Source organism: Campylobacter concisus, assembly GCF_902460675.1.
GTDB classification, from domain to species: domain Bacteria; phylum Campylobacterota; class Campylobacteria; order Campylobacterales; family Campylobacteraceae; genus Campylobacter_A; species Campylobacter_A concisus_AJ.
The window spans coordinates 129,892-154,245 of sequence record NZ_CABPUQ010000002.1; the positions used below are offsets into that span (position 1 = coordinate 129,892).

The 24,354-nt window shown below is 40.8% G+C and carries 24 protein-coding genes and 1 tRNA gene; 17 read left to right on the forward strand and 8 right to left on the reverse strand.

Annotated features, from left to right (window positions below):
• Positions 1-6 precede the first annotated feature (6 nt).
• The 6 genes from F3G88_RS09375 to der form a co-directional block, all read right to left on the reverse strand.
• The gene (locus F3G88_RS09375; RefSeq protein ID WP_149716019.1) at positions 7-2,370 is read right to left on the reverse strand and encodes a tetratricopeptide repeat protein; all 2,364 of its coding nucleotides are present in this window, start codon (positions 2,368-2,370) and stop codon (positions 7-9) included.
• Positions 2,370-3,614 carry a serine--tRNA ligase gene (serS, locus tag F3G88_RS09380; protein WP_103570373.1) on the reverse strand — a complete coding sequence of 415 codons (1,245 nt, stop codon included), beginning with the start codon at positions 3,612-3,614 and terminating at the stop codon, positions 2,370-2,372. Before serS ends, F3G88_RS09375 begins: the two co-directional genes overlap by 1 nt.
• Positions 3,615-3,624: 10 nt before the next feature.
• The gene (locus F3G88_RS09385) at positions 3,625-4,032 is read right to left on the reverse strand and encodes a copper resistance protein CopD (RefSeq protein ID WP_149716020.1); all 408 of its coding nucleotides are present in this window, start codon (positions 4,030-4,032) and stop codon (positions 3,625-3,627) included.
• An 8-nt stretch (positions 4,033-4,040) separates the two neighbouring features.
• Entirely contained in the window at positions 4,041-5,006 is a 966-nt protein-coding gene (trpS, locus tag F3G88_RS09390) for a tryptophan--tRNA ligase (protein ID WP_149716021.1), read from the reverse strand.
• A 503-nt stretch (positions 5,007-5,509) separates the two neighbouring features.
• Complete coding sequence (locus tag F3G88_RS09395) at positions 5,510-6,031, reverse strand: shikimate kinase (RefSeq protein ID WP_149716022.1); 522 nt, start codon at positions 6,029-6,031, stop codon at positions 5,510-5,512.
• Positions 6,012-7,400: a ribosome biogenesis GTPase Der gene (der, locus tag F3G88_RS09400; protein ID WP_149716023.1), complete on the reverse strand. Its 1,389-nt coding sequence runs from the start codon at positions 7,398-7,400 to the stop codon at positions 6,012-6,014. Before der ends, F3G88_RS09395 begins: the two co-directional genes overlap by 20 nt.
• A gap of 152 nt (positions 7,401-7,552) precedes the next feature.
• Here der and F3G88_RS09405 point away from each other — a divergent pair, with 152 nt between their 5' ends.
• The 9 genes from F3G88_RS09405 (at position 7,553) to F3G88_RS09445 (ending at position 12,502) form a co-directional block, all read left to right on the forward strand.
• Positions 7,553-8,443: a DMT family transporter gene (locus tag F3G88_RS09405; protein ID WP_004317649.1), complete on the forward strand. Its 891-nt coding sequence runs from the start codon at positions 7,553-7,555 to the stop codon at positions 8,441-8,443.
• Positions 8,444-8,453: 10 nt separating this feature from the next.
• Positions 8,454-9,254 (forward strand): 3-deoxy-8-phosphooctulonate synthase, encoded by an 801-nt coding sequence (kdsA, locus tag F3G88_RS09410; RefSeq protein ID WP_149716024.1) that lies wholly within the window; start codon positions 8,454-8,456, stop codon positions 9,252-9,254.
• 13 nt (positions 9,255-9,267) lie between these two features.
• A complete protein-coding gene (locus F3G88_RS09415) occupies positions 9,268-9,786 on the forward strand; it encodes a hypothetical protein (RefSeq protein ID WP_149716025.1) in 519 nt (172 codons plus the stop codon).
• 4 nt (positions 9,787-9,790) lie between these two features.
• A complete protein-coding gene (locus F3G88_RS09420) occupies positions 9,791-10,120 on the forward strand; it encodes a DMT family transporter (RefSeq protein WP_021084512.1) in 330 nt (109 codons plus the stop codon).
• A complete protein-coding gene (locus F3G88_RS09425) occupies positions 10,117-10,440 on the forward strand; it encodes a DMT family transporter (protein WP_149716026.1) in 324 nt (107 codons plus the stop codon). The genes F3G88_RS09420 and F3G88_RS09425 overlap by 4 nt, the downstream gene beginning before the upstream one ends.
• Before the next feature lie 60 nt (positions 10,441-10,500).
• Positions 10,501-10,971, forward strand: a complete 471-nt coding sequence (gene ribH / locus F3G88_RS09430) for a 6,7-dimethyl-8-ribityllumazine synthase (protein WP_149716027.1) — start codon at positions 10,501-10,503, stop codon at positions 10,969-10,971.
• 1 nt (position 10,972) lies between these two features.
• On the forward strand, positions 10,973-11,368 hold the full coding sequence (gene nusB / locus F3G88_RS09435) for a transcription antitermination factor NusB (protein ID WP_004317696.1): 396 nt from the start codon (positions 10,973-10,975) through the stop codon (positions 11,366-11,368).
• Positions 11,365-12,045: an orotidine-5'-phosphate decarboxylase gene (gene pyrF, locus F3G88_RS09440; RefSeq protein ID WP_148807063.1), complete on the forward strand. Its 681-nt coding sequence runs from the start codon at positions 11,365-11,367 to the stop codon at positions 12,043-12,045. Before nusB ends, pyrF begins: the two co-directional genes overlap by 4 nt.
• A 214-nt stretch (positions 12,046-12,259) precedes the next feature.
• Positions 12,260-12,502, forward strand: a complete 243-nt coding sequence (locus F3G88_RS09445; RefSeq protein WP_107969957.1) for a helix-hairpin-helix domain-containing protein — start codon at positions 12,260-12,262, stop codon at positions 12,500-12,502.
• Positions 12,503-12,955: 453 nt separating this feature from the next.
• On the opposite strand, the gene F3G88_RS09450 is transcribed toward F3G88_RS09445, so the two are convergent.
• Together F3G88_RS09450 and tupA are read right to left on the reverse strand one after the other, a co-directional pair.
• Complete coding sequence (locus F3G88_RS09450) at positions 12,956-15,199, reverse strand: molybdopterin oxidoreductase family protein (RefSeq protein ID WP_223228777.1); 2,244 nt, start codon at positions 15,197-15,199, stop codon at positions 12,956-12,958.
• 258 nt (positions 15,200-15,457) lie between these two features.
• Positions 15,458-16,276: a tungstate ABC transporter substrate-binding protein TupA gene (tupA, locus tag F3G88_RS09460; protein ID WP_103558927.1), complete on the reverse strand. Its 819-nt coding sequence runs from the start codon at positions 16,274-16,276 to the stop codon at positions 15,458-15,460.
• A 75-nt stretch (positions 16,277-16,351) separates the two neighbouring features.
• Between tupA and tupB the strand changes: the two genes are divergently transcribed.
• From tupB to F3G88_RS09505, 8 genes are all read left to right on the forward strand, one after another.
• On the forward strand, positions 16,352-17,044 hold the full coding sequence (tupB, locus tag F3G88_RS09465; protein ID WP_149716029.1) for a tungstate ABC transporter permease TupB: 693 nt from the start codon (positions 16,352-16,354) through the stop codon (positions 17,042-17,044).
• A 9-nt stretch (positions 17,045-17,053) separates the two neighbouring features.
• Entirely contained in the window at positions 17,054-18,007 is a 954-nt protein-coding gene (tupC, locus tag F3G88_RS09470) for a tungstate ABC transporter ATP-binding protein TupC (protein ID WP_149716030.1), read from the forward strand.
• 245 nt (positions 18,008-18,252) lie between these two features.
• Positions 18,253-18,948, forward strand: coding sequence for a TorD/DmsD family molecular chaperone (locus F3G88_RS09475; protein ID WP_103566866.1), 696 nt, complete (start codon positions 18,253-18,255; stop codon positions 18,946-18,948).
• Positions 18,938-19,111 (forward strand): twin-arginine translocation signal domain-containing protein, encoded by a 174-nt coding sequence (locus tag F3G88_RS09480; protein WP_103571853.1) that lies wholly within the window; start codon positions 18,938-18,940, stop codon positions 19,109-19,111. Before F3G88_RS09475 ends, F3G88_RS09480 begins: the two co-directional genes overlap by 11 nt.
• A gap of 30 nt (positions 19,112-19,141) precedes the next feature.
• Positions 19,142-21,964, forward strand: coding sequence for a formate dehydrogenase subunit alpha (locus tag F3G88_RS09490; protein WP_223228778.1), 2,823 nt, complete (start codon positions 19,142-19,144; stop codon positions 21,962-21,964).
• A gap of 1 nt (position 21,965) precedes the next feature.
• Entirely contained in the window at positions 21,966-22,607 is a 642-nt protein-coding gene (gene fdh3B, locus F3G88_RS09495) for a formate dehydrogenase FDH3 subunit beta (protein ID WP_149716032.1), read from the forward strand.
• Positions 22,608-22,722: 115 nt separating this feature from the next.
• Positions 22,723-22,813: transfer RNA gene (locus tag F3G88_RS09500), tRNA-Ser, on the forward strand.
• A 144-nt stretch (positions 22,814-22,957) separates the two neighbouring features.
• Positions 22,958-24,238 carry a tyrosine-type recombinase/integrase gene (locus F3G88_RS09505; RefSeq protein WP_188117485.1) on the forward strand — a complete coding sequence of 427 codons (1,281 nt, stop codon included), beginning with the start codon at positions 22,958-22,960 and terminating at the stop codon, positions 24,236-24,238.
• Positions 24,239-24,354 lie beyond the last annotated feature (116 nt).

Below are 24,354 nucleotides of genomic sequence, written 5' to 3' on the forward strand. Positions count from 1 at the left end.
ATTTCTTTAGTTATCTATCATAAAATCATAAAATTCGTTGTTATATCCTACGTTTCCTACTTTGCTGTATTGTATAAGTGCTGCTTTTATGTTATCAATTTGCTGATACATAAAGCCAAGGGCGGCCCTGTTTTCAACAGCACTTGGATCATTTAGCTTTGTAAGCTCCAAAAGTGCGATCGCATTTGTTATTTTGTTCGCTCCAGTCGCAGCCACAGAGGCCAAAAAGAGCGTTCCAGCGTCATTTATCTTAAACTCGTCTATGACTTCGTTATAAAGCTTATAGCTCTCGTCAAAGTCATTTGTAAAGATATCCACATAGGCTAGAGTTTGGATCAAATTTATATTTTTTGGCGCGCTCTTTAGCTCGGCTCTTAGCTTATCGCGCTCCCTTGTTAGCAAGCCTGAGATCTGAAGTAGCTTGATGTACTGCTTTTTGATGATGTCAGCGCCGTGGTAGAAGGCATTTGAGTCGAGATTTTTATCGTTAAAGTAAATTTGTATCGCTTTTGCGTACTCTTTGATGTTTTGATCTTTGTTTTTAGAGATGAAATTTAAGATATTTGCGATGATGTCATTTGGCAAAATTTTCATGAGCTCATCAGCTTTTTTTGACATTAGCTCATCGTTGTTTGAAATTTTAGCGGTGATGATATCAAAGGCTAAATTTAGCGTCGTAGGCTCTTTTGGCTCTTCAAGCCACCTTATCATCGCACTTTGGTTGCCGCTAACTAGGCTTAAAAGTGAGGCATATAAATTTACAGGCTTTAGGCTCTTGTCGTTTTCTAAATTTTCTCCGATCTCTTCAACTAGTTTTGGGTTTAAATTTCTATTTATATCCATGCAGATCGCGCCAAAGATGCCAGAGAGATGGTTATTTACATCTTGATGGTAGCTTGCTATAAAGTGCTTTGCTGCAAGGCTAAAATTTCCAAGCTGAGCGTAGCTTAGAGCTAGGTTATACTGCAAGATCGAGTGGTTTGGATAGGCTTTGGCTAGCTCTTCAAAGTCCTTGCTTGCCTCTTTTAAGCGGTAGTTAAGTGCCTTTGCGATGGCTTCGCTAAGTTTGGCATTGACCTTTGAGGCGGCGGCACTTTGGCTAAGGTAGTCATTTGCCGCTGAGGTGTCATCTAAAAAGACGCTAACCCCACCTTTTCTTATCTGCTCGATGCTCTGTTTTGCATCAAAAACCTTGTAAGGTGCGAAGTAAAATAGTGTCTCGTAGCGTCTTGTTCTGTCAAAAAACATATCGTCGCTAAAGTGCGCCTGAGCTAGGCTGACGTCAAAAAGATCTGGCTTTAGTATGGTTTTTATCTTGTAAATTTTACTTGGCATCGAGGCGTTGTAGTCATAAACATCTTTGATAAATGCCGCCGCATCACCATAATCAGCAGTTTTTAGATCGATTAACGCCTCAGTCATCTTGATAAGATCGATATTTGGCGTGTTTTTAGAAGCCTTTGTTAGATAGTCCCTTGCCTTGTCGTATTTGCCAAGTCTTGCGTAGAGCTGTGCTAGCGTAAAGTCAGCCTTAAACGCCTTTTGCCCTTCAAGCTTAGCTATGGCTCTTTCGTCATCTCCAAGAAGCGATAAAATTTTAGCGCTCAAGTAAGCATACTCGCCCTTATAGTCCTCTGTGCTAGGGTGTGAGAGAGCTTGCAGCGCCTCGTAATAATTGCCTTTGTAATAATTAACCAGCGCATAGTAGTAGCTATAAAGTGGCGAGCTGTTTTCATACTGCAAAAAGGAGTCCGCAAGCCCTATGTAGTAGTTGAAATTTTTGGTGTTATTTAGCTCAAGCGAGCAAACAGCAGCGTTTATGGCGCTAACTGCGGTGTTTTCGCGGTCAGTTATCGCTTTGTTAAACGAGATGATAGCTTCGTCGCATTTTTCTTGTTTCATCTGCGAAACGCCGAGGTTGTAGTTTGAAAGTGACTGGTTATAAACAGCTATATTTTCATAAATTTTTAACGCTTCAAATTTATTGCCACGCTCATAGAGCTGGTTAGCCTTGTTTATCATCTCATCGATCTTTGAAGCGCCAAAATTTTGCGTTTGGTAGCTGTTTTCTATGCTTTTTACGATGCTGGTTGTATCAACCTCTTCTTTTTTATCATCTTTTAGTAGTACCACAAGCAAAATAACCACGATGATGAGCACCAAAACAGCCGCACCGATGATGATAAAGAGCTTTTTCTTGCTCTTTTTTACTGGTATTGGCTCTGGGATACTCTCATCTTGCACCACACCCTCACTTGCGATGCTATCAAGCGAGACGATCTCTTCAGGCACCTCAGCCTTTGCCTCTTCAGGCGCTTGCTCTGCTTGCTCGCCAGGTGGTTTTAGAACTACAACCTCGTCATCAGCCACTACATATACCTTTTAAGAACTTCTGGAATTTCGATAGTGCCGTCAGCCTTTTGGTAGTTTTCCATTATCGCTATTAGTGTCCTGCCAACTGCCAGACTTGAGCCATTTAGGGTATTTACAAGCATATTTTTCTTGCCATCTTTAAAGCGAATTTTCGCTCTTCTTGCTTGAAAATCACGAGTATTAGAGATAGAGCTTATCTCGCGGTATTTGCCCTGACCTGGCAGCCAAACCTCAAGATCTACTGTCTTTGCCGCGCTAAAGCCTAGATCGCCGCTGCAAAGAAGCATGTGGCGGTGAGGCAGTCCAAGGCTAGTTAGTAGGTCGCTCGCGCAAGATATCATCTCAGCAAGCACGCCCTCGCTTTGATCAGGTTTTGTGATGCTTACAAGCTCGACCTTTTCAAACTGGTGCTGGCGTATCATGCCCCTCGTGTCACGTCCTGCTGAGCCTGCCTCTTGGCGGAAGCATGCTGAGTAGCAAGTCATCTTTATAGGTAACTGCTCGGCTTCAATAATGGTGTCATTGTATAAATTTGTCACAGGCACTTCGCTTGTTGGGATGAGGTAGAGGTCCTCGTCGCGCACTTTATAAAGATCCTCTTCAAATTTAGGCAGCTGACCAGTGCCAAAAAGCGTGTTTGAGCTTACTAGATAAGGGACATTTACAAGCTCAAAGCCGCGCGCGCTGTTAAAGTCGATCATGTAATTAACAAGCGCTCTACTAAGCCTTGCTCCCATGCCGCGAAGCACGGTAAAGCGAGATCCTGAGAGCTTTGCGCCTCTTTCAAAGTCAAGCCAGCCAAGGCTCTCGCCTAGCTCCCAGTGCTCTTTTGGCGTAAAGTCAAATTTAGTTGGCTCAAGCACCGTTTTTATGCAGACATTATCGTCCTCGTCCTTGCCAAATGGCACATCATCGTCAGTGATATTTGGCACGTTAAATGAAATTTGCTCAAGCTTTTCTTCATATTGTTTAACGATCTCATCAGCGTCAGCAAGGGCAGCTTTGTTTAAATTTAGCTCACTCTTAAGCTCGCTCACGTCCTCGCCGGCTCTTGCTTTTACGCCAAGCTCTTTGCTCTTTGCGTTTTGGATCGCTTGGAAATTTTCAAGCGCTTTGCGCTTTTGCTTTAGCTCGTTAAAAGTGTGCAAAAGCTCGTCTAGCAAGCTAGCTTTAACGTTTTTGCCCTCTAGTTTTTTTACGAATTCATCGTAGTTTGTCTCAAGTAGTTTTAAATTTATCATTATCCTCTCCTTAAACCATAAACATAACTTTTGCAAGCAGGACGATTAGCACCGCAAGCGTAAGTGCGATAGGGTGGATGTTGCCAAGTGGGCTAGGGCGCTTAAATATAAATTTGCAGCTTAAATTTACTATTACCGCAGCCACGATTACCATCGCTAAGAAAAATTTGATCATAAAAGCTTTATTACCGATCCAATTGCTTATCATTATGCCACCAGTTAGAACTAAAAGTAGCAGACAAATAGGCATGATCCTAACAGCTACCGAGCCGATGGCTTGCTTTGCCTTTTGCGCAAGCTCTGGTGGCATCTTTTTACTCGCCGCTCTTAAGATGATCACATCAAAAAATAGGTAGCCAACAAATATGATCGCACAAAAAAGATGGACTATCTGTGCGTATGGGTATAAATTTTGCATTTTTTTCCTTATCTGTAAATTCCAACTGCTTCACGCACTTTTTCTATCGTTTCGTGAGCTATATTTTGAGCTTTTTTAGCGCCTAGATCTAAAATTTTAGCCACCTCGTCAGGATTATTTTGATAGTGCTCAAATTTCTCTCTTGCATCTTTAAAATAGTCCCAAACAAGCTCGTTTAGATAGGCTTTAAAGTGTCCGTGACCCTCGCCGCCACGCTCATATCTTGCCTGCAAGTCGCGCTGTCCGTTCTCGTCTAAAAATAGCTTTGCGATATTATAAACGTTGCAGTTTTGCCACTGCTTTGGCTCTTCAAGCGGCGTGCCGTCAGTTACGATGCTAGAAATTTGCTTTTTAAGCGTCTTGGCATCTGCGAAGATATCGATCGTATTGCCATAGCTCTTACTCATCTTTTCGCCGTTTGTGCCAGGCACGGTAGCGACATTTTCATCGATCTTTGCTTCAGGCAGAGTGAAAATCTCGCCATGTTCGTTGTTAAATTTGATCGCAATATCACGCGCGATTTCTACGTGCTGGATCTGGTCCTTGCCCACAGGCACGACCTGCGCGTTATAAAGCAAGATATCAGCCGCCATCAAAACTGGATAGCTAAAGAGTCCGTGGTGCGAGCTAAGGCCCTTTGCGACCTTGTCTTTGTAGCTGTGCGCGCGCTCAAGTAGGCCCATAGGCGTGTGCTGGCTTAGTACCCAGTAAAGCTCAAGCACCTCTTTAACGTCACTTTGCACCCAGAAAATGCTCTTATTTGGGTCGATCCCAAGCGCCAAAAAGGCACACGCAGCGTCAAAGGTGTTTTGCTTTAGCGCCTTTGCCTCGCTAAGACTAGTCATCGCGTGGTAGTTTGCTATAAACATAAACATCTCGTTTTGCTCTTGCATATCAACCATCTGCTTTATCGAGGCAAAATAGTTGCCTAAATGCAACTTTCCGCTTGGTTGGAGGCCGGTTAATACTCTCATCTTATCCTTTCAAATTTTGGCTTTTTCTCGTGAGTGCTTTTGATAGAGTTTTGAAATTTTAAGCTTTCGGCAGACTAAGTGTCTAGCCTCGGCTTAAAATTTCTTCACAACTCTCAAAATCATCTCACGATACTTCGCCAAAATGCTTTGTTAAATTTTAACATCAGGGCAGATATTTTTATCTAGCCTAATCTTAAAATTTAACTCGGCAGAAAACAAAATTTCGTCTCGCCTAAACAAAAAACTCTTCGTTAAAACGTTTAAATTTTAACATCATGTCAGACTTTTTAGTCTAGCTTGATCTTAAAATTTAACCGCATAACATTTGTCACTTTAGTGCTTTATCAAAGAGAAGCAAAAATTTATCTCAAAACTTCGCCAAAATTTCTCACTACAAAACGCTAAATCTAGCTCAAACATCACAAATTCCAACACCACGCCAGACTCCATCTAGCCTGATCTTGAAATTTATCGTTGCAAACAGCATTCACGCTACTTTGCAACTAAACTTTTAAAAGTATCCTTATCTCTTTTACGATCTGCTTTGGGGTCTTGCCCTCCACTTCAACGATATAATCAGCCTTTTTCTCATAAAGCTTCTCTCGCTCCAGATGCAGCGCTTCAGCCTTTTTTAGGTCATTTAAAAGTGGGCGTTTAGCGATCTTTTTCTCGCTATTTTTGCTATTTTTTAGCCTTTGCATGATCGCATCAAAGCTTGCTTTTAGATAGATCACGGTGCCTATTTTGTTTAGATTTTTAACCTTCGCAAAGCCTCCACCTGTCGAGATGATCGCATTTTTGACATTTGTTGCTAAAAATTTAGCTAGATCCTTTTCAAGCTGCCTAAAATGCTCTTCGCCAAATTCATCAAAGATAGCTTTTATCTTCATATTTTGTGAGCTCTCTAGCAAGTCGTCGCAGTCAAGATTCATCGTCTTTAGCGCCTTGCTTAGCGCCCTTGCAGTCGTGCCCTTGCCAACGCCCATAAACCCTATCAAAACGATATTATTGTTCTTTGTCTTCATCGCTCTCTCCACGTTTTTTAGGGATTAGCACGATAGGCACGCCAGCTAGGCTAAAGCTCTCTCTAAGCTTGTTTGTTAGGTAGCGTTTGTAGCTAAAGTGCAGGCATTTTGGGCGGTTCATTATGAGTGCTATCATGATAGGCGCTGTTTTAAACTGCACTGCGTAGTAAATTTTCACGACCCTGCCTTTGTCGCGTGGCAGTGGGTGCGCTTTGGTCGCTTCGCCGATCACTTCGTTTAGCTTTGAAGTTTGGATTTTTTGGGTGTAGTTTTTGTAAATTTCAACTATGAGCGGGTAAATTTTATGCACTCTTTTGCCACCAAGTGCCGAAACGCTGATGATCGGCGCGTATGCAAGAAATTTAAACCTATCTTTTATCTCTTTGCAAAGCTCGTCAAATTCTTCGCTGCTTTTGTCCCATTTGTTTGGCACGATGATGACGCCAAGCTCAAATTTCGAAGCGATGCCAGCGATACGCTCATCAAGCTCGGTTAGCGGCTCAGAGCTATCAAGCACAAGTAGCGCCACGTCTGTCTCTTCTAAAATTTTCTCAGTTCTATTTAGTGCGTATCTTTCGATACCCTCGATCTTGCCACGCTTTCTGATACCAGCAGTATCTACAAACTCAAAAACCCTGCCGTCATGCTCGTAAATTTCATTGACTGGATCGATCGTAGTGCCTGCTACGTCGCTAACAACGGCACGGCTCTCTTTTACAAGGGCGTTTAGAAGTGAGCTTTTGCCGACATTTACACGGCCTATGATGCCAACTCTTATATTTTTGCTCTCGTAGTCTATCTCGTCGCTTAGCTCGCCCTCGTCGTTATAGTTTTCTAAAAAATCATCAAAATCATCGTTCAAATCGGCCTTTATCTGCACTTTCTCTTCTAGGTGCTTTGCTAGCCAGATGCTAAGCTCATCAACTCCTGTGTTGTGGCTTACTGAAATGCCAAATGAGTTTTTCGCGCCAAAACTTACAAATTCCCACTCTCTTTGCTCGTCTTTTTTGCTGTCGATTTTATTTATGACTAGAGCGATTGGTAAATTTAGCTTGCTAAGCTCGTAAAAAATGGCTCTATCCTCGTCATCTGGCATCATTTTGCCATCGACCATGTAGAGGATAACGTCTGAGTTTTTAGCCTCTGCCAAGGTCTTTGCTTTTACGTTTTTAAAAAGCTCGCTGCTATCATCAAGCCCGCCGCTGTCGATTAATATACACTCTTTGCCCTCAACTTCGATCTTAGCTTTGTTTGTATCTCTTGTGGTGCCGCTAACGTCGCTTGTTATGGCGATGCGTCTTCTTGCTAAGCGGTTAAAAAGTGAGCTTTTGCCGACATTTGGCTTGCCTACTAATATTACTTTTTGCAAATTTTGTCCTTTTTATGATGGCTGATTATACAAATTTTTCTCTTATATAAAGTATAAAATTACGCTTAAAAGCGCCGAAATAAAAGAAAAAATCAACCAAAATTTAAGCCATTTTTTATTAAAATGAGTGCTTTAAATTTAGAGGTTTTGCGATGTTAAAAAGGTTTTATATTTCACATCTTGGCATTTTTTATATGCTCTTTGCTTGCTTTATGTTTGCCGTGACTGGCGCATTTGCAAAGTATCTGAGCAAAGATATGCCTTCTATTGAAGTTGTTTTTTTTAGAAATTTAATCGGACTTTTCATCGTCATCTATGCCATCTATAAATTTCCATTTAAACAAACTGGCGGACACTTTTTCTTACTGATGTTTCGTGGTTTTGTGGGTACGGTGGCGCTTTTTGCATTTTTTTATAACGTCGCACACGTAAATTTAGCCACAGCCTTTACCTTTCAAAAGACAAACCCGATATTTACAGCCATTCTCGCAGCTATTGTTTTTAAGGAGCGTCTAAGCTCGCTTGGCTGGTTTGCTGTCTTTTTAGGATTTGGTGGAATTTTGCTTGTTATCCAGCCAAATTTAGGTATCAATAAAACTGACATCATCGGCATTTGGAGCGGCCTTGGAGCGGCTATTGCCTACACAAGTGTCAAGGAGCTAAACAAGAGCTACGGCACAAATATCATCGTGCTAAGCTTCATGCTTTGGGGCTCGTTTTTGCCGCTTATTTGTATGGGGATGGCTGAGTTTTTCACTTATGAGCCTCTGGATTTTTTATTTTCTAAATTTGCTATGCCAAGCTGGCACAACGTCGTTTTTATCTTGCTAATGGGGCTTAGTGGCTACTATTTTCAGGCGTTTATGACAAAGGCATTTGCGGTTGGCAAAAAAGCTGGTGTGATCGCTGCGGTTAGCTATGCTGACGTCATTTTTACGCTTATTATTGGTTATTTTATGGGTGATGCGTTGCCAAATCACTTGGCACTCGCAGGTATCGTGCTTGTCGTGGTGAGTGGAATTTTAGTTGTTAAAGAAAAATAAAGGAGAAAAAATGATCTTAATCGCTGGACCTTGCGTGATAGAGAGCAAGGAGCTTGTTTTTGAAGTGGCAAAAAGGCTAGTTAAATTTAATGAAAATCCAAAGCTTGATTTTTACTTTAAGTCGAGCTTTGATAAGGCAAATCGCACGAGCATTAGCTCATTTCGTGGCCCTGGGCTTGAAAAAGGCTGCGAAATTTTGGCTGATGTGAAAAAAGAATTTGGTTTTAAAATTTTAACCGATATCCACGAGAGCTATCAAGCGCAGCCAGTTGGAGAAGTGGCTGATGTGCTGCAGATCCCTGCATTTTTGTGCCGCCAAACTGACCTGCTTGTAGCGGCTGCAAAGACAAAAGCAGTCGTAAACATCAAAAAAGGGCAGTTTTTGGCAGCGTCTGCTATGAAACACTCTGTTAAAAAGGTGCTTGAGACAAGAGGTGTGAGCGGCGACGGATACGATGTCGCAAAGGCAAATGGCGTCTGGCTAACGGAGCGTGGAAGCACCTTTGGATATGGAAATTTAGTCGTTGATATGAGAAATTTGGTGATGATGAGAGAATTTGCGCCAGTCATCTTTGACGCTACCCACAGCGTGCAGATGCCAAGCGCACTTGGCGAAAAAAGCGGTGGCGATGCTAGGTTTGTGCCGTATCTTGCAAGGGCGGCAGCTAGCGTTGGGGTGGATGGATTTTTCTACGAGACGCACATAAATCCTTGCGAAGCGCTATGTGATGGGCCAAATATGCTAAATTTAGACGAGCTTGAAAAAGTCGTAAATGACACGCTAAAGATAGAGGAAATTTTAAATTTTTAAACTAAGGAGAGAGATGAAAAGGATTTTAGCGCTACTTTTAGGAGTGTTATTTTTAGTAGGTTGTGGCTCATCTCAGCCAAAGGTGCCGCTTGCTGGCAAGTATAAATTTGAGGGCATTAGCTACACTCATGTGCAGCGCCACGAGCCGACAAAATTTTTATACCAAAGCCCAAAAATGATCGAAAAAAAATATAATAAGCAAATCACAGAGGCGCTTACAAAAGAAAATTTGCTTGATCAAAATTCAAGCGACGAGCTAAAGATAAAGATCACTCACCGCAGGGAATTTATAGGCGAAGCAACCTTTGCTAAGAGCGATAGGATGGGCAACATCTACATTACTTACGAGGTAGAAGTCATTAGAAGTGGCGAAGTTTTGAGGCATTATGGCTCTAGCGAGCTAAGGTTTGACCCTGGATTTTTTGGAAATTTAAAGGGGATAGTTGGACAAAATAACGATGATAGTCTTGAAAATAAGGCGATTAGCGCAAATGTAAAAGAGATCGTTGATACCATAAAAGGCATGAAGTAAATTTATGTCAAATAGAGGCTTTTTGTGGATATTTCTAGGTGCGGTGGCTGAGTGTGGCTGGGCGTATGGGCTAAAGCACGCGTCAAATTTAAGTGAATTTTTGCTTACGACGCTTCTAGTGAGCATAAGTTTTGTCTCGTTTATGAAGGCTTTAAAGTATCTGCCTGTAAGCATCTCTTATGCTGTATTTGTGGGCTTTGGAACGGCTTTTATCGTCATAGCTGAGATCGTTAGCGACTACGTAGCAAGCGGGATCATGCCAAATTTCATTAGGCTATTTTTCATAGCGACGCTCATTTTAGGCGTGCTTGGGCTAAAAGGCATAAAAGAATGATCCATTTTTTAGCACTTTTATTAGCTGGATGTTGCGAGGTTTCTGGCGTCTTTTTTATCACTAAATTTTCAAAAAGCACAGGCGTAAAAAAGTGGGCAAATTTCATCCTTTTGCTTGGAAATTTCGCCCTTTCTTTAACGCTACTTAGCTATGCGATGCAAACTATCGCTATGTCGGTGGCGTATGCGATCTGGACAGGCATCGGAGCGATCGGAGCAGTAGTGGTTGGCGTAGTTTTTGAAGGTGAGAAGATAAATTTTAAAAAAACCTTGTTTTTAGCGCTCATCATCTTTAGCGTCATCATGCTAAAGATAGTTTGATGAAGGGTCTATTTTTAAACAAGCTTTTGCTAAACTTGCATAAAAAATAAAGGAGAAAAGATGAAAATAATCGAAGGAAATTTAGCTTTAAAAGGCGATGAGAAGATAGCGATCATAAACGCAAGGTTTAACCACATCATCACAGACCGCTTGGTAGAGGGCGCAAAAGACGCATTTTTACGTCATGGCGGCGACGAGAAAAATTTAACTTTAGTGCTAGTCCCTGGGGCATTTGAGATACCTATGGCGCTTGAAAAGGTGCTTGCAAGCGGTAAATTTGATGCGGTTTGCTGTGTGGGAGCGGTGATAAGAGGCTCAACGCCGCACTTTGACTACGTAAGTGCTGAGACCACCAAAGGCATCGCAAACGTGACGCTAAAATACGCAAAACCAGTCACATTTGGCGTGCTAACAGTTGATAGCATCGAGCAAGCGATCGAGCGAGCTGGCAGCAAAGCTGGAAACAAGGGCTTTGAAGCGATGACGGGCGTTATAGAGATGCTAAATTTATACAAAAAGCTAGGAGAGTAAAATGGCCACACGTCATCAGGTCAGACAAGCCATCGTTTCGCTACTTTACTCAAACGAGATAAATCCCGTAACTGCGGAGTTTGAAGAGGAATTTTTAGAAGAGAAAAAGATAAGAAATGAGCGCAAAAATGAGGCGCAGCAGACCTTTAAAGAGGTGCTAGCAAACAAAGAAAAGCTAGATGAAATTTTAAAGCCACACCTAAAAGATGGCGACTTTAGCAAGGTTGGCGCAACTGAGCTTGCCATCCTTAGACTTGGGCTTTATGAGATGAAATTTAGCCAAACTGATAAAGCTGTCATAATAAACGAGGCGATCGAGCTTGCAAAGGAGCTTGGAAGCGATCAGGCGCCAAAATTTATAAACGGCGTGCTAGATAAGATAAAGGGCGATCTATGAGGCTCTGCGTCGCTCTTGATATGGCGAGCAAGGATGAAAATTTAGCCCTCGTGCGTGAGCTAAAAGGGCTTGATCTTTGGCTGAAAGTGGGACTTAGAAGCTATCTTAGAGACGGAGCTAAATTTATAGAGGAGCTAAAAGGGGCAGGGGAGTTTAAAATCTTTCTTGATCTAAAGCTTTACGATATCCCAAACACCATGGCAGACGCGGCTGAGGTCGTCTCAAAGATAGGCGTGGATATGATAAATTTGCACGCAAGCGCTGGCGAGAGAGCGATGAAGACCGTCATGGAGCGTCTTAATGCGCTGCAAAATCGCCCTTTGGTGCTTGCAGTATCGGCGCTAACTAGCTTTAACGAGAGCGAATTTGAAGCGGTTTATAACGATACGCTATCTCGCTCGGTTAGGAAATTTAGCCAGATGAGCTTTGAAGCGGGGCTTGACGGCATGGTCTGTTCGGTCTTTGAAAGTAGGCTCATAAAAGACGTGACAAATCAAAATTTCATCACGCTTTGCCCTGGTGTTAGGCCTTTTGGCGAGAGTGCGGGCGATCAAAAGAGGGTTGCAAATTTAGTTAGCGCAAAGCAAGAGGGCAGCGACTTTATCGTTGTTGGCAGACCTATCTACGAAAACGCAAATCCAAGAGAAATTTGCGAACGCATTTTGGAGCAAATTTAGCGCCCTAACTTGCATAAAATTTGATCTAAAATCATTTTAAATATGGGGTTTTTCGCGTAAGAAATTTAAATTAGACCACCTTGTGAGAAGCTTGGATAGCGACTTAGTGTAGTAGCAAGATGAAATTTAGCTAGCTTTGTAGCGCACGAATAAAATTTAAAATTTTATTCAAAGCAGTGAGCTTGGTGAGCTTAAAAGAAATGTGAGGTAAATTTTGAGCGATTTTAAGAAAATCCCCTATGTCGGCGAGGCGACCGAGGCCGATCTACTGGCACTTGGCTACACAGACATTGCTTCGCTAAAGGGCGCGGATCCTGATGAGATGTTTGAACGCACAAAGGCGCTTGGACGCGGTAGTGATAGGTGTATCCTTTATGTTTACCGCATGATTTGTTACTACGCAAATACGCCGCGTCCAGACAAGGCCAAGCTAAAATGGTGGCTTTGGAAGGATTAAGTTTTTAAATTTCTAGCGCTAGTTTTTAAATTTGACCTATTAAATTTAAATAGTACAAGTCTTTGCAGAACACAAGTACACTTTTTGCCGCTAAAAAACGGAGCTAAAAATTTATTTTTTAAAATTTAAAATATAGGCTTAGACATACTTTCTTTATTTAAAATTTTTCTAGTCGTCTTTGTGCTTTAGTTTTGAAAAATTTATTTGCTTATGAGAGACTTTGATCTTATTAAACAAATTTATAGTTGTTTAAAATTTTTTGATTTTTTAACTCATTTTTTTGTAAAAGTGGATATTCGTCATATTTATTAGTGTTAGAAATACAAAATATATACACATTATAAGTAAATTTTTGATCAAAGATTAGAGCTTTTATGGTGAAGCTTAAATGCAGACGATAAGAGAAAATATTTCTATAAAATTGTATGATTCAAGGGCATTTCGCCCTTGAAATTATGATCTAACAGGTGAAAGATAAGGTTTTTCAGAGTGCATAGACATCTCGTTTTGTTGTCTAAATGCTATATACTCTTCTTCGCTTAATTTTTTTATGTTAGCTATAGTGATCTTAAGAGGTGTGATACCTGAGAGCGGGTCGTGGTCTTGTGCGTTTGCAAGCTCGTTACCGTCAGCCTCACTATAGTGGAAAGTCGTAAATATCGTACTCTCCCTAAGGTCAGGATTTACGCGAAGTTTAGCTGCGATCCTGCCGCGTTTGTTCTCTACCATTGCATAGCAGCCATCTTCTAGCTCTCTTTCTCTTGCGATATCAGGGCTTACTTCGATTAGCGGACCTTCGATGCCAGCACCATACTCTAGCGGTGGGCACTCTCTTGTCATCGTTCCTGTGTGGTAGTGATAGACTTTTCTACCTGTTGTAAATAGGCAAGGATAGACCTCATCAGGCACTTCGCTCATCGCGCCTGAACCTACTGGATAGCCATCAGGTATATGCATTTTGGCTTTAAATTCAGCCTCCATGCTCTCACGCTTATCTTTGTCGTCAGCATAAAGTACTGGAGCTAGGCGGAATTTACCATCAGGTAACATTGATTTGTGATCAGTATAAAGATCAGGTGTGCCTGGGTGATCTTCATCAGGGCATGGCCAGCTGATGCCACCTAGTTTTTCAAGTCTATAGTAGCTGATACCGCCAAAGAATTTAGGCATTAGTTTTCTAAGCTCGTCCCAAACCTCTTCTGCACTTAAGAAGTCAAATCCCTCAAGTCCCATTGCGTTTGCGATGTTGCAAACTACTTTCCAGTCAGGCTCTACACCACCTACTGGCTCGCTTGCTTTTCTGGTTCTTTGAACGCGGCGAGATGTGTTGATAAATGTTCCATCTTTCTCACCCCAACCAGCTGCAGGTAAGACGACATCGGCTTTTTGAGCACTTTCAGTAAAGAATAGATCTTGTACGATAAAGCAGTCTAGGTGGTGTGTAGCATGCACAAAGTGCTCTGTCCAAGGGTCACTCATAACAGGATTTTCGCCATAAACGTAAAGCACTTTTAGCTCGCCGCTATCCATCTTATCAGGTGCGTATGTTAGTTTAAAGCCAGGCACTGGATTAAGCTCGAAGTGCCAAACTTTACGAGCTTGCTCTTGTGCATAAGCGCTATTTACTGCACCTGCTGGGATGACGTTAGGTAGTGCGCCCATATCGCATGAGCCTTGAACGTTGTTTTGGCCACGAAGTGGATTTACTCCAGCGCCTTTTTTACCTAAATTTCCTGTTAGGATAGCTAAATTTGAAAGTGAGAATACATTTGATGTACCGTCGCTAAACTGAGTGATACCCATAGTGTAGCAAATAGCCGCAGTGCCAGCCTTGCCATAAAGTCTAGCAGCCTCAATGATGAGCTCTTTTTTCACACCAGTCTCACGCTCAAATCTCTCAGGAGTGAAGTCTTTTACGGCTTCTTTTAGATACTCAAAACCCTCTGCATATTTTTCGATAAATTCTGTATCTTGTAAATTTTCAGAGATGATGATGTTCATCATTGTGTTTAGTGTTTTGATGTTTGAGCCAACTGGAATTTGCAAGAATATATCGGCTTTTTTAGCCATATCGGTGCGTTTTGGATCCACAACGATCATTTTCGCACCACGCTCTAAGCCTCTTTGCATCTGCATAGCGATGATCGGGTGGCATTCGCTTGTATTTGTGCCTATTAGTAGAAATACATCTGTATCAGTCGCAAACTCAACAAGATCGTTTGTCATTGTTCCGTTTCCAAGGGTGCTGGCAAGACCTGCCACTGTTGGAGCGTGTCAAAGACGAGCGCAGTGATCTACGTTGTTACTTCCTAAAGCACGAAAGAATTTTTGAAATACATAGTTGTCTTCGTTGTTTGAACGAGCTGAACTAAAGCCCATGATAGAACTTGGACCATATTTTTCAACGCTATTTTTAAAAGTCTTTCCTAAAAATTCATAAACCTCTTCGAAGCTAACCTCTTCGAGTTTGCCCTCTTTGTTAAACTCTCCGTTTAGTTTTCTCATCATTGGTTTAGTTAAACGTTTTGGAGAATTTACAAATTCCCAACCAAACATACCTTTTAAGCACAACTCGCCATCATTTACATGGTGGTTATCAGTCGGCTTTGCATCGACTATCCTACCGTTTTCTACGATAAGGTCTATGCCGCAACCAGTTCCGCAATACGGACAGGTTGTTTGAACAATCTTTTGCATAGATTTCCTTTCAAGTAATATTTCTAATAGTTCGGTTATTATATACCTTATAAAATAAAAGTAGTTTTAAAATTAATTATTTTATTTAAAAAAATTTTAAGTAATATGCAAAATTTGCATATTACTTTGACGCTGAATTTACGGAGCTTTTTACCATTTTTTGTCTTATTTTAAATTTGGTTTTTAGCTTAAGTGATTAAAAATAAATTTAAAGATTATGAAAATTTATAAAAGATGGGCGATTGCTCGCCCGTTGTATTAGTTTTTGCGTGTATTTGCGTCTGGAGTGAAAAGTGGCTTATCAAGAAGTTTGAAGTCGCCTATAAATTTCTGACCCTCTTCGCTTGTTGCCCATTTTATAAATTTCTCTGCATTTTCGATGTCAGTTTTAGGGCAGTGTTTTGGATTTACTGCGATTAGAGAGTAGAAGTTTTTAAGGTCGTTGTCGCCCTCGTTGATGATGACCATCTCAGGATGACCTTTTTGGTTTGCTTCATATTTAATGTAAGTACCGCGGTCAGTAAATGTAACGCCTTTTTGCTCAGCAGCAGCATTTATCGTAGCTAGCATGCCTTGACCTGTCTGCATATACCAGCTATCTTTTTCAGGGACTTCGCCAGCGATCTTTTTCCAGATGCCTTTTTCTTTATTGTCTGTGCCTGATTTGTCGCCACGTGAGAAGAATTTGATACCATCTTTTTTGATAAGTTCAAAGCTTTGTTTGATATCTTTACCTTTAAATTTATCAGCGATAGATTTATCAGCGATAACGACGAAATCATTGTACATTACGGCATTTCTTTTTAAGCCAAAACCTTTTTCTACAAATTCTTTCTCAACTTTTGGTGAGTGAACGAAAAGTACGTCAGCGTTGCAGTCTTCGCCAAGCTTTAGAGCTGCGCCTGTACCAACAGCTGTCCATTTTATATCAACACCTGTTTTAGCCTTATAAACTGGGTAGATCGCGTCAAGCAAGCCAGTGTTATCTGTACTTGTTGTAGTCGCCATGATTAGTTCATTGTCAGCGCCAAACGCCAAAACTGCAGCTGCTAGTGAGCCTAAAATAATCTTTTTCATTTTTTCTCCTTTTTAGAAAATGTGGTATTATAGCACATTTAAAATAATCTTAAGAAATATGCTAGGAAAGAATAATTGGATTTTTTACTTCACGGCTTTGCAGAAGCCTTTAATCTACTTTTAAACGGCAACCTTGAAACATATTCAGCCATCAAGGCTACCCTTTACACATCAAGCGTGTCGATACTTTTTGCTGTTCTTGTTGGCTTCCCGCTCGGTTTTATACTTGGCTTTTACGACTTTAGGGGCCGCAAAATTTTACGCCTTCTAAGTGACACAGCTCTTGCTATGCCAACAGTTGCGATCGGCCTTATCTTGTACGCCTTTATCACTAGAAACGGCCCACTTGGCAGCCTAAATTTACTATTTACGCTAAAAGCGGTCATGCTAGGCCAGTTTGTGCTTGCCCTTCCTATCATCATCTCGCTTACTGCAAGCGTTGTTGAAAATATGGAGAAAAAGCACTATCTAACTATCCTAAATTTACGCTTTGCGCCAGCAAGGCTAGTTTGCTGTGTGCTTTACGAGCTGCGCTACGCTCTCATGGTCGTCATCGCCACCGCATACGGCAGGATCGTGGCTGAAGTGGGCGTTGCGATGATGATAGGTGGCAACATCAAGTACTTTACTAGAACGATCACCACGGCCGTTTCGCTTGAGACAAATAAGGGTGAATTTGCCATGGGTATAGCGCTTGCCATGGTTTTGATATTTATCGCATTTTTAGTAAATTTAGCGATCTTTGCGCTCAAAAAACTAGACAAATAGGAGCAAATTTTGATAAAGATAAGAAATTTACACCTAAGCTACGGCAAAAGCGAGATCCTAAATATCCCAAGCCTTGATATAAATACTAAAAAAATAACTGCTCTAATGGGCAGCAACGGCAGCGGCAAAAGCACGCTCATACGAGTGCTCTCACGCCTACAAAGCCCAAATAGCGGCGAAATTTCACTCTGGGGAGAGAGCAAACCAAGCCTTGAAATGTTGCGTAAAATTTCAGTTTTACTGCCTGAACCTGCCCTTTTAAAAAGAAGTGTGAGAGAAAATTTCAAAGCCATCTTAAAAAGTAGAAATTTACTAAGCGAATTTGATGAGCGAACTAGCGAAGCTCTGGCACTTGTAGGACTTGATGAGAAGTTTTTAAACAAGCGCCACTTTGAGCTAAGCTCAGGGCAGACGCAGCGCATCGCATTTGCTTTGGCACTTTCTTTAAGAGCGCCATTTTATCTGCTTGATGAGCCGACAAACAGCGTTGATATCGCCACTTCAAAGCTCTTTAGCAAGGCTATAAATTTAATGCACGAGAAATATGGCTGCGGCTTTGTCATCGCAAGTCACGACGAAAAGTGGCTTAGTATGTTAGCAAACGAGTGCGTGTTTTTGCACAAAGGCAGAGTCTGCGAGTTTGAATACAAAAATATCTTTGAGATAGAGGCTGGCGTGCTAAGCTTTGGCGATAATGCGAAGCTAAATTTGCCTTCAAATTTTAAAGGTAAAAGCAAGATCACGATCAACCCAAGCAAGATAAAAATTTCTAAAACAGGTGGAGAGGGTCAAATTTCAGGGATTTTGCACTCGGCCTCGCTTTACATGGGCAATGAAAAGCTTTTGAAGGTCAAAGTTGGCGACTTTTTAATCAAAATTTTTAGCCACGATGATGAAATTACAAAGATTGGCGAGCGAGTATTTTTAAAATTTGAAGATGGCTCGATGCTAGCTTTAGAGTAAAATTTACTCCCACTTTTTAAATTTAGCCCAAATTTAAAAATGGATATCAAAAAAGAGCTAAATTTTAATAATCATGCTAAAAAATCATATTTTATATAACCCCCTAAAAATAGTATTTTTAAATATGCAATCAAGGCATATTTAAGCTTTTTTTAACTTTTCTAATTTATTTTATTTTAAGCCACATTAATAAGGCAATTAATTGTATAGTTTCAGTGTCGTTAAAAAACTATTTAAGGAAAAAGGTGAGCACAAAAGAGGAATTTGCAGCTGGCAGAAAACTTTACTACGCTACTTTCTCTAAATTCTTCGTATTTAGTGAAGATGAAAAGAGATTTGATGGCCTTAGTAAAATGCTTGATCTTATCAAAGAATATAGCCTAAACGATGAAGTATCGCAAGCTGCTACTAATATAAAAAGTAAATTTAATGAAAAAAATCCAGAGAATTTGATCACCGAATTTGATGACATTTTTCACACTCCGCCAAGTCCGCTTCGAAACTCGCTCTCTTTTTACGATGAGGGATATGAAGTGGGTCATGCTTGCGCTAATGTGCGTAAAATTTTAGCTAAGACAAACATCAGAAGAGATGAGAGTAAATTTAAAGAGAATGAAGATAACGTGGGCTTTGTCTTTACGCTTATGAACGAGTTTATCGGTAAATTTGACGAGTGCGAAGAGGAGCTTTTTAAAAATATTATAAATCCAAACATTGATGAGTTTATAGAGAATTTATATGAGCATAAAAATAGTGAAATTTACAAAGATGTGGCCGTTTTGCTAAACGAATTTATCGCGTTTGAGCGCGTGGCACTAAACTCACCAAAACCAGTCAAGATAGACCACAAAAAGAGCGATGGTCTTTCAAGGTCTGAAAGCATAAGAAGAGAAAAAAACAGGATAAGAAAACTAAGAACGGAGGGTACATATGCAAAATAGACGCGAATTTCTAAAAAAAGTCGGTCTAGTTGGCGCTGTAGCAGCAAGTGGTGCTGTAGCAGCAAATGCTGATGAAAATTTAAAATCAGGAAAGAGTAAAAAGACCGAAGTGCTTTACAAAAGAAGCAAAAACTGGGAACTTTACTACAAACAAGCAAAATAAAATTTGATAGAAATTTAAGAAAGGATGAAAATGTCTGAAGCTATATTAAACGCTACGCCAAACAACATCGGCCGTAGATCGTTTTTAAAAATGGCTGCATTAACGGGCGCTAGTGGAGCGGCCGGCTTTGCAGCAAGCAATGTCACAAGAGAAGCAACAGCTCAAGAGATGGCAAACCCATTTCCAGACTCAAAAATAGTAAAAACTGTTTGTTCAGTTTGCTCTGTAGGATGTGGAGTGTTAGCTGAGGTAGAAAATGGAGTTTGGGTGCGTCAAGAAGTAGCACAAGATCACCCAGTAAGTGCTGGTGGTCACTGCTGTAAAGGAGCAGACGTTATCGATATGGTTCGCTCACACTGCCGTGTAAAATATCCAATGAAAAAAGTTGGTGGCAAGTGGCAACGCATCTCTATGACGCAAGCACTTGACGAGATCGGTGCAAAACTAAAAGCTTACCGCGAGAAAAATCCAGAGCAGGTTATGTTTTTAGGATCAGCAAAAGACTGCAACGAGCAAAGCTATTATATAAGCAAATTCGTTGCGATGTTTGGGACGAACAACCTAGATCACCAAGCACGTCTTTGACACAGCTCTACAGTCGCCGGTGTGGCGAATACTTGGGGTTATGGAGCTATGACAAATCACCTTGGAGATATCCAAAACGCAAAGTCTATTTTTATAATCGGATCAAACCCAGCGGTAAATCACCCAGTTGGTTTTAGACACTTTTTAAAAGCAAAAGAAAAGGGCGCTAAGCTAATAGTAATCGATCCAAGATATACAAGAACGGCGGCAAAGGCTGATTATTTCGCACAAATTCGCCCAGGAACGGATATACCTTTTGTATATGGCATGATGAATCTCATCTTCGAAAATGGCTGGGAGGATAAGAAATTTATTGATGACCGTGTTTATGGTATGGATTTGATTCGTGAAGAGGCTGCAAAATGGACACCTGAAGTCGTTGAAGATGTGACTGGAGTGCCAGCTGCAACTCTTAAAGAGATCACAGAAGTCTATGCCAAAAACCGCCCTGGCTCAGTCGTTTGGGCGATGGGTCTAACTCAGCACACAATAGGTAGCTCAAACACTCGTATAGCTCCGATCTTGCAACTAGTGCTTGGCAACATGGGCGTAAGTGGCGGCGGATGTAACATCCTAAGAGGCCACGATAACGTTCAAGGTGCAACTGATATGGCAAATTTACCAGATAACCTACCTGGTTATTACCCTAAAAATGAAGGAAGCTGGAAATATTTTGCAAAAATGTGGAAGGTTGATTTCGAGTGGTTGCAAAAGAATTTTATCAAGCCTGAGTGGATGTTTAAGCCAGGATTTTCACTTGCACGCTGGTGGGCTGGTACGCTAAATGGTAAAGATGGCAATGATGCGATCGATAATGCAGGAGATAGCCTAAAAGCTCTTGTAGTTATAGGTAACGGCATAACATCTACTGCACAACAAGCAAAGGTTCAAGAAGGTCTTGATGCACTTGAGTTACTTGTTTGTGTAGATCCGTTTGTAAATGACGCTGCCGTTATAACAAATAAAAAAGATAATGTATATATCATACCTGCTTCAACTCAGTATGAAACTAGCGGCACAGTCGTAGCTACAAACAGAAGTGGTCAATGGAGAAGCCAAGTATGCAAACCACTTTATGAGAGCATACCTGATCATGAATTGTTATTTGAACTAGCTAAACGTATAGGCTTTTATGATGAGCTAACTCGCACTATAAGGGATGCTGACGGCAAAATAGAATGGCCAGAAGCTGCTACTCACGAGATAGCAAATATCATAAAAACTATCGGTATGACTGGCTGGACACCTGAGCGCTTAAAACGCCACCAAGAGAACTGGGATAAATTTGATGAAGTAACATCTCTTGGCAAGCCTGGCACTCCTGTTGAGGGCGAATACTACGGACTTCCATGGCCATGCTGGACAGAAAATCACCCAGGTAGCCCAATACTTTATGATACACACAAATCAGTTCGCGAAGGTGGAATGGGCTTTAGAAACCGCTTTGGTTTAGAGCACAACGGTGTTAGCCAGCTAGCAGCTGAAGGCTCAGCGCCAGTTGGTTCATCTATAAATGGCGGATATCCTGAGATCAAAAAAGACAATATCGAGAAAATTTTAGGCATCACACTAACTGATGATGAAAAAGCAAGGATCGGAGCTAGCTGGTCAACTGATGATAGTAATATCATAGCAACAAAATGCTTGGAGAAAAACATCGCTCCATATGGCAATGCACGTGCTAGAACTATCGTTTGGACATTTGCTGATCAGATCCCTCAACACAGAGAGCCGATCCACTCACCAAGACCAGATCTAGCCAAGAAGTATCCAAGCTTTAAAGATAAAGCAAAACAATACCGCGTTGATACTAAATTTGAAAGCTTGCAACAAAGTAAGGACTTCTCAAAAGAATTCCCTATCAACCTTATTACAGCTCGTCTCGTAAATTTTAGTGGTGCTGGTATGGAGACGCGTGCTAGTAAGTATCTATCACGCATTACGCCTGAGATGTTTGCTGACATCCACCCAGAGCTAGCGGCTAAACATGGCATTAAAAATTGGGATTTTGTTTGGGTTCATTCACCTGAGGGCACTAAGATCAAGGTTCGCGCAAGGATCGTGCCATCAGTCAAGCCTAATATGATATTCTTGCCATTCCACTGGGCTGGATATATGCAAGGTGTTGATATGACTGGAAATTTCCCTGAGGGAACAAGACCTTTTGCAGTTGGCGAGAGCGCAAATACCGTAACAAACTACGGATATGACATAGTCACTCAAATTCCAGAAACAAAAGGCGGTCTTTGCCGCATAGAAAGGGCATAATATGAGCGCATTTAACGATAACAATAGACTTAAATTTTACTGCGACACAGATAGATGCATTGATTGCAACGGCTGCGCAGTAGCATGTGATGAAGCTCATGAGTTGCCTATCGGCGTTAGAAGACGCCGCGTCGTCACACTAAATGAAGGTATGCCTGGTAAAGAAATTTCAACATCAATCGCATGTATGCATTGCGAAGATGCACCTTGTTCGCTTGTTTGCCCAGTTGATTGTTTCTACATCAGAGCTGATGGCATAGTGCTTCACGATAAAGATATCTGCATAGGCTGTGGATACTGCTTGTATGCTTGCCCATTTGGTGCGCCGCAATTCCCTAAAAATGGTGCCTTTGGTGCAAGGGGCGTAATGGATAAATGCACCATGTGTGCAGGCGGTCCGCTACCAACTAATAGTGAAGAAGAGCGCGAAGTATATGGACAAGATAGAATTTCTGAGGGCAAGGTGCCAGTTTGTGCTGCGATGTGCTCTACAAAGGCTTTGTTAGTTGGCGAGTCAGATGTGATCGAAAAAATCTACAATGACAGAGTTGCTGCAAGAGGTTATGGCGAAAAAGACCTAAAACAAACTACTGTTTGGAAGATCGCTTACTACGCTGGCGACAGACTAAAACTAAAAGCGTAAATTTATAGGTGCTTTTTGCACCTATAAATCATTAAAATTTAGCAAAAGTGTATTTTGACTGAACTTTAAGCACTCTATCAGGAGTGTTTAAATATAATCCACTTTTCTAATACTTGGACAGATGGGTGAGCGGCTGAAACCACACCCCTGCTAAGGGTGCAGCTCTTAATCGGGGCTCGAGGGTTCAAATCCCTCTCTGTCCGCCACCAACACAATATTTTTCTTTCCAACTTCCCTAAATTTCGGTGTTTTAACTGCATTTATTAGCAGATATTTTTGTCTTAAATTTCAGACAAATCAGCTTTGTTACAGAAAATTTGCACTTTTGTTACAGAAACTAGGATCATTCTATGAGCTCTAGATTGATCACAAAGGTTCCTAATAGACCAAATTTCTACTTTTTTGATACTGCTCTTAAAGATGGTAAAAAGCTAACTGTTAAATTTTGCCTTTTCACAAAAGATATAGATGAGGCAGTAAGACTGGCAAATTCTATAAAAGCCGCAGCCAACGAAGCTCTTTCTAAAAAGATAACCACAACACATACAAATTCTAAAAGTCTAAGAGTCTTGATAAACATTAAAAGACAAAATGAGCGGTGCATTAAACAAAATGGCATATTTTTAGATGTTAGCGAATATAAAGAGCTCTCACAAGAGGTGATAGCTAAATTTTATAATCTAGTAGCTCCAGAAGAAAAGCTTGAAAAAGAGCTCAAAACATTATTGGACGCATCTTTAAGCCCAAAAGAAACTTCGCCGCTATCTTTTGAAGCAGTAGCTAAAAGATATGTGCAAACAGAGTGTTTAAAGCTAAAATCTAGCGATAAAACCAAGGGCTATTATGTTAAGACTGGCAAGCTCTTAGATGAGTTTTTTAAAGGTCATCAAGGTAAAGATTTTAGCTACAGCGATGCCGAAAACTTTCAAACAACTCTTGCAAACAAAAAACTCAATAAAAAGACCATCAACAACTACACATCTTACTCAAAAAGGCTCTTTGACTATGCCATAAAGATGGGCAAGCTCACGACCAATCCTTTTAAGATACTTACATCTTTTAAAATTTCAGCTGACGAGAAGTCGCCGAAAGATAACTTTAGCCTAGATGAACTAAAAATAGTTTTTGATACAAAAAGGCTTGATCTACGAAACTATATGATATTTGCCCTTCATACTGGGCTAAGGCTTAATGAAATTTGGCAACTTGATAGCAAAAGTGTATGCGAAGAAGATGGCATAAAATTTATAAATGTTAAGACTGCCAAGCAAAAAGGAGGCATTAGCAAATATAGGCAAATTCCGCTACATCATAATATTGAGCATTTGGCTGATTTAAAGTGGCTAGAGCAAATCAAGAAAGGAAAAGAGAGTAGTGATTATTTTGGAAAGCGCCTAAATAGACACATTCATAAATCTATCCCAAGTGCAAATGTTAGTTTTCACAGACTACGTGGCAATTTCGCAAAAGCCGTTAAAGACTATTGTTTGGAAAATTCTCTAGCAGATCTTACTTCCGTTCTTTTGGGTCATAGCACAGACCTAGCAACTGATACATATGCAAAAGGAGTGTCCTTGAAGGCTAAAAAAGAGGCATTAAAGGGGCTTGATGACTATTATTTACTAGTTTAAAATACCTACTTTGAAAATATAATTAGTGGTGGAGGTTGTAACTATCTTGGCGTAAATTATAGAGATGGCGTTGGCTTTGAAAAAAATATGCAAAACGCATACTCTTACTTCAAAAA

Excerpts from the sequence above, each read along its gene's own strand:
- ribH (WP_149716027.1), top strand. The coding sequence starts at position 10,501 with ATGAAAATAATCGAAGGAAATTTAGCTTTAAAAGGCGATGAGAAGATA.
- F3G88_RS09395 (WP_149716022.1), bottom strand. The coding sequence starts at position 6,031 with ATGAAGACAAAGAACAATAATATCGTTTTGATAGGGTTTATGGGCGTT.
- F3G88_RS09425 (WP_149716026.1), top strand. The coding sequence starts at position 10,117 with ATGATCCATTTTTTAGCACTTTTATTAGCTGGATGTTGCGAGGTTTCT.
- kdsA (WP_149716024.1), top strand. The coding sequence starts at position 8,454 with ATGATCTTAATCGCTGGACCTTGCGTGATAGAGAGCAAGGAGCTTGTT.
- pyrF (WP_148807063.1), top strand. The coding sequence starts at position 11,365 with ATGAGGCTCTGCGTCGCTCTTGATATGGCGAGCAAGGATGAAAATTTA.
- F3G88_RS09505 (WP_188117485.1), top strand. The coding sequence starts at position 22,958 with ATGAGCTCTAGATTGATCACAAAGGTTCCTAATAGACCAAATTTCTAC.
- F3G88_RS09420 (WP_021084512.1), top strand. The coding sequence starts at position 9,791 with ATGTCAAATAGAGGCTTTTTGTGGATATTTCTAGGTGCGGTGGCTGAG.
- nusB (WP_004317696.1), top strand. The coding sequence starts at position 10,973 with ATGGCCACACGTCATCAGGTCAGACAAGCCATCGTTTCGCTACTTTAC.
- F3G88_RS09480 (WP_103571853.1), top strand. The coding sequence starts at position 18,938 with ATGCAAAATAGACGCGAATTTCTAAAAAAAGTCGGTCTAGTTGGCGCT.
- F3G88_RS09405 (WP_004317649.1), top strand. The coding sequence starts at position 7,553 with ATGTTAAAAAGGTTTTATATTTCACATCTTGGCATTTTTTATATGCTC.
- F3G88_RS09385 (WP_149716020.1), bottom strand. The coding sequence starts at position 4,032 with ATGCAAAATTTATACCCATACGCACAGATAGTCCATCTTTTTTGTGCG.
- fdh3B (WP_149716032.1), top strand. The coding sequence starts at position 21,966 with ATGAGCGCATTTAACGATAACAATAGACTTAAATTTTACTGCGACACA.
- tupA (WP_103558927.1), bottom strand. The coding sequence starts at position 16,276 with ATGAAAAAGATTATTTTAGGCTCACTAGCAGCTGCAGTTTTGGCGTTT.
- F3G88_RS09415 (WP_149716025.1), top strand. The coding sequence starts at position 9,268 with ATGAAAAGGATTTTAGCGCTACTTTTAGGAGTGTTATTTTTAGTAGGT.
- trpS (WP_149716021.1), bottom strand. The coding sequence starts at position 5,006 with ATGAGAGTATTAACCGGCCTCCAACCAAGCGGAAAGTTGCATTTAGGC.
- serS (WP_103570373.1), bottom strand. The coding sequence starts at position 3,614 with ATGATAAATTTAAAACTACTTGAGACAAACTACGATGAATTCGTAAAA.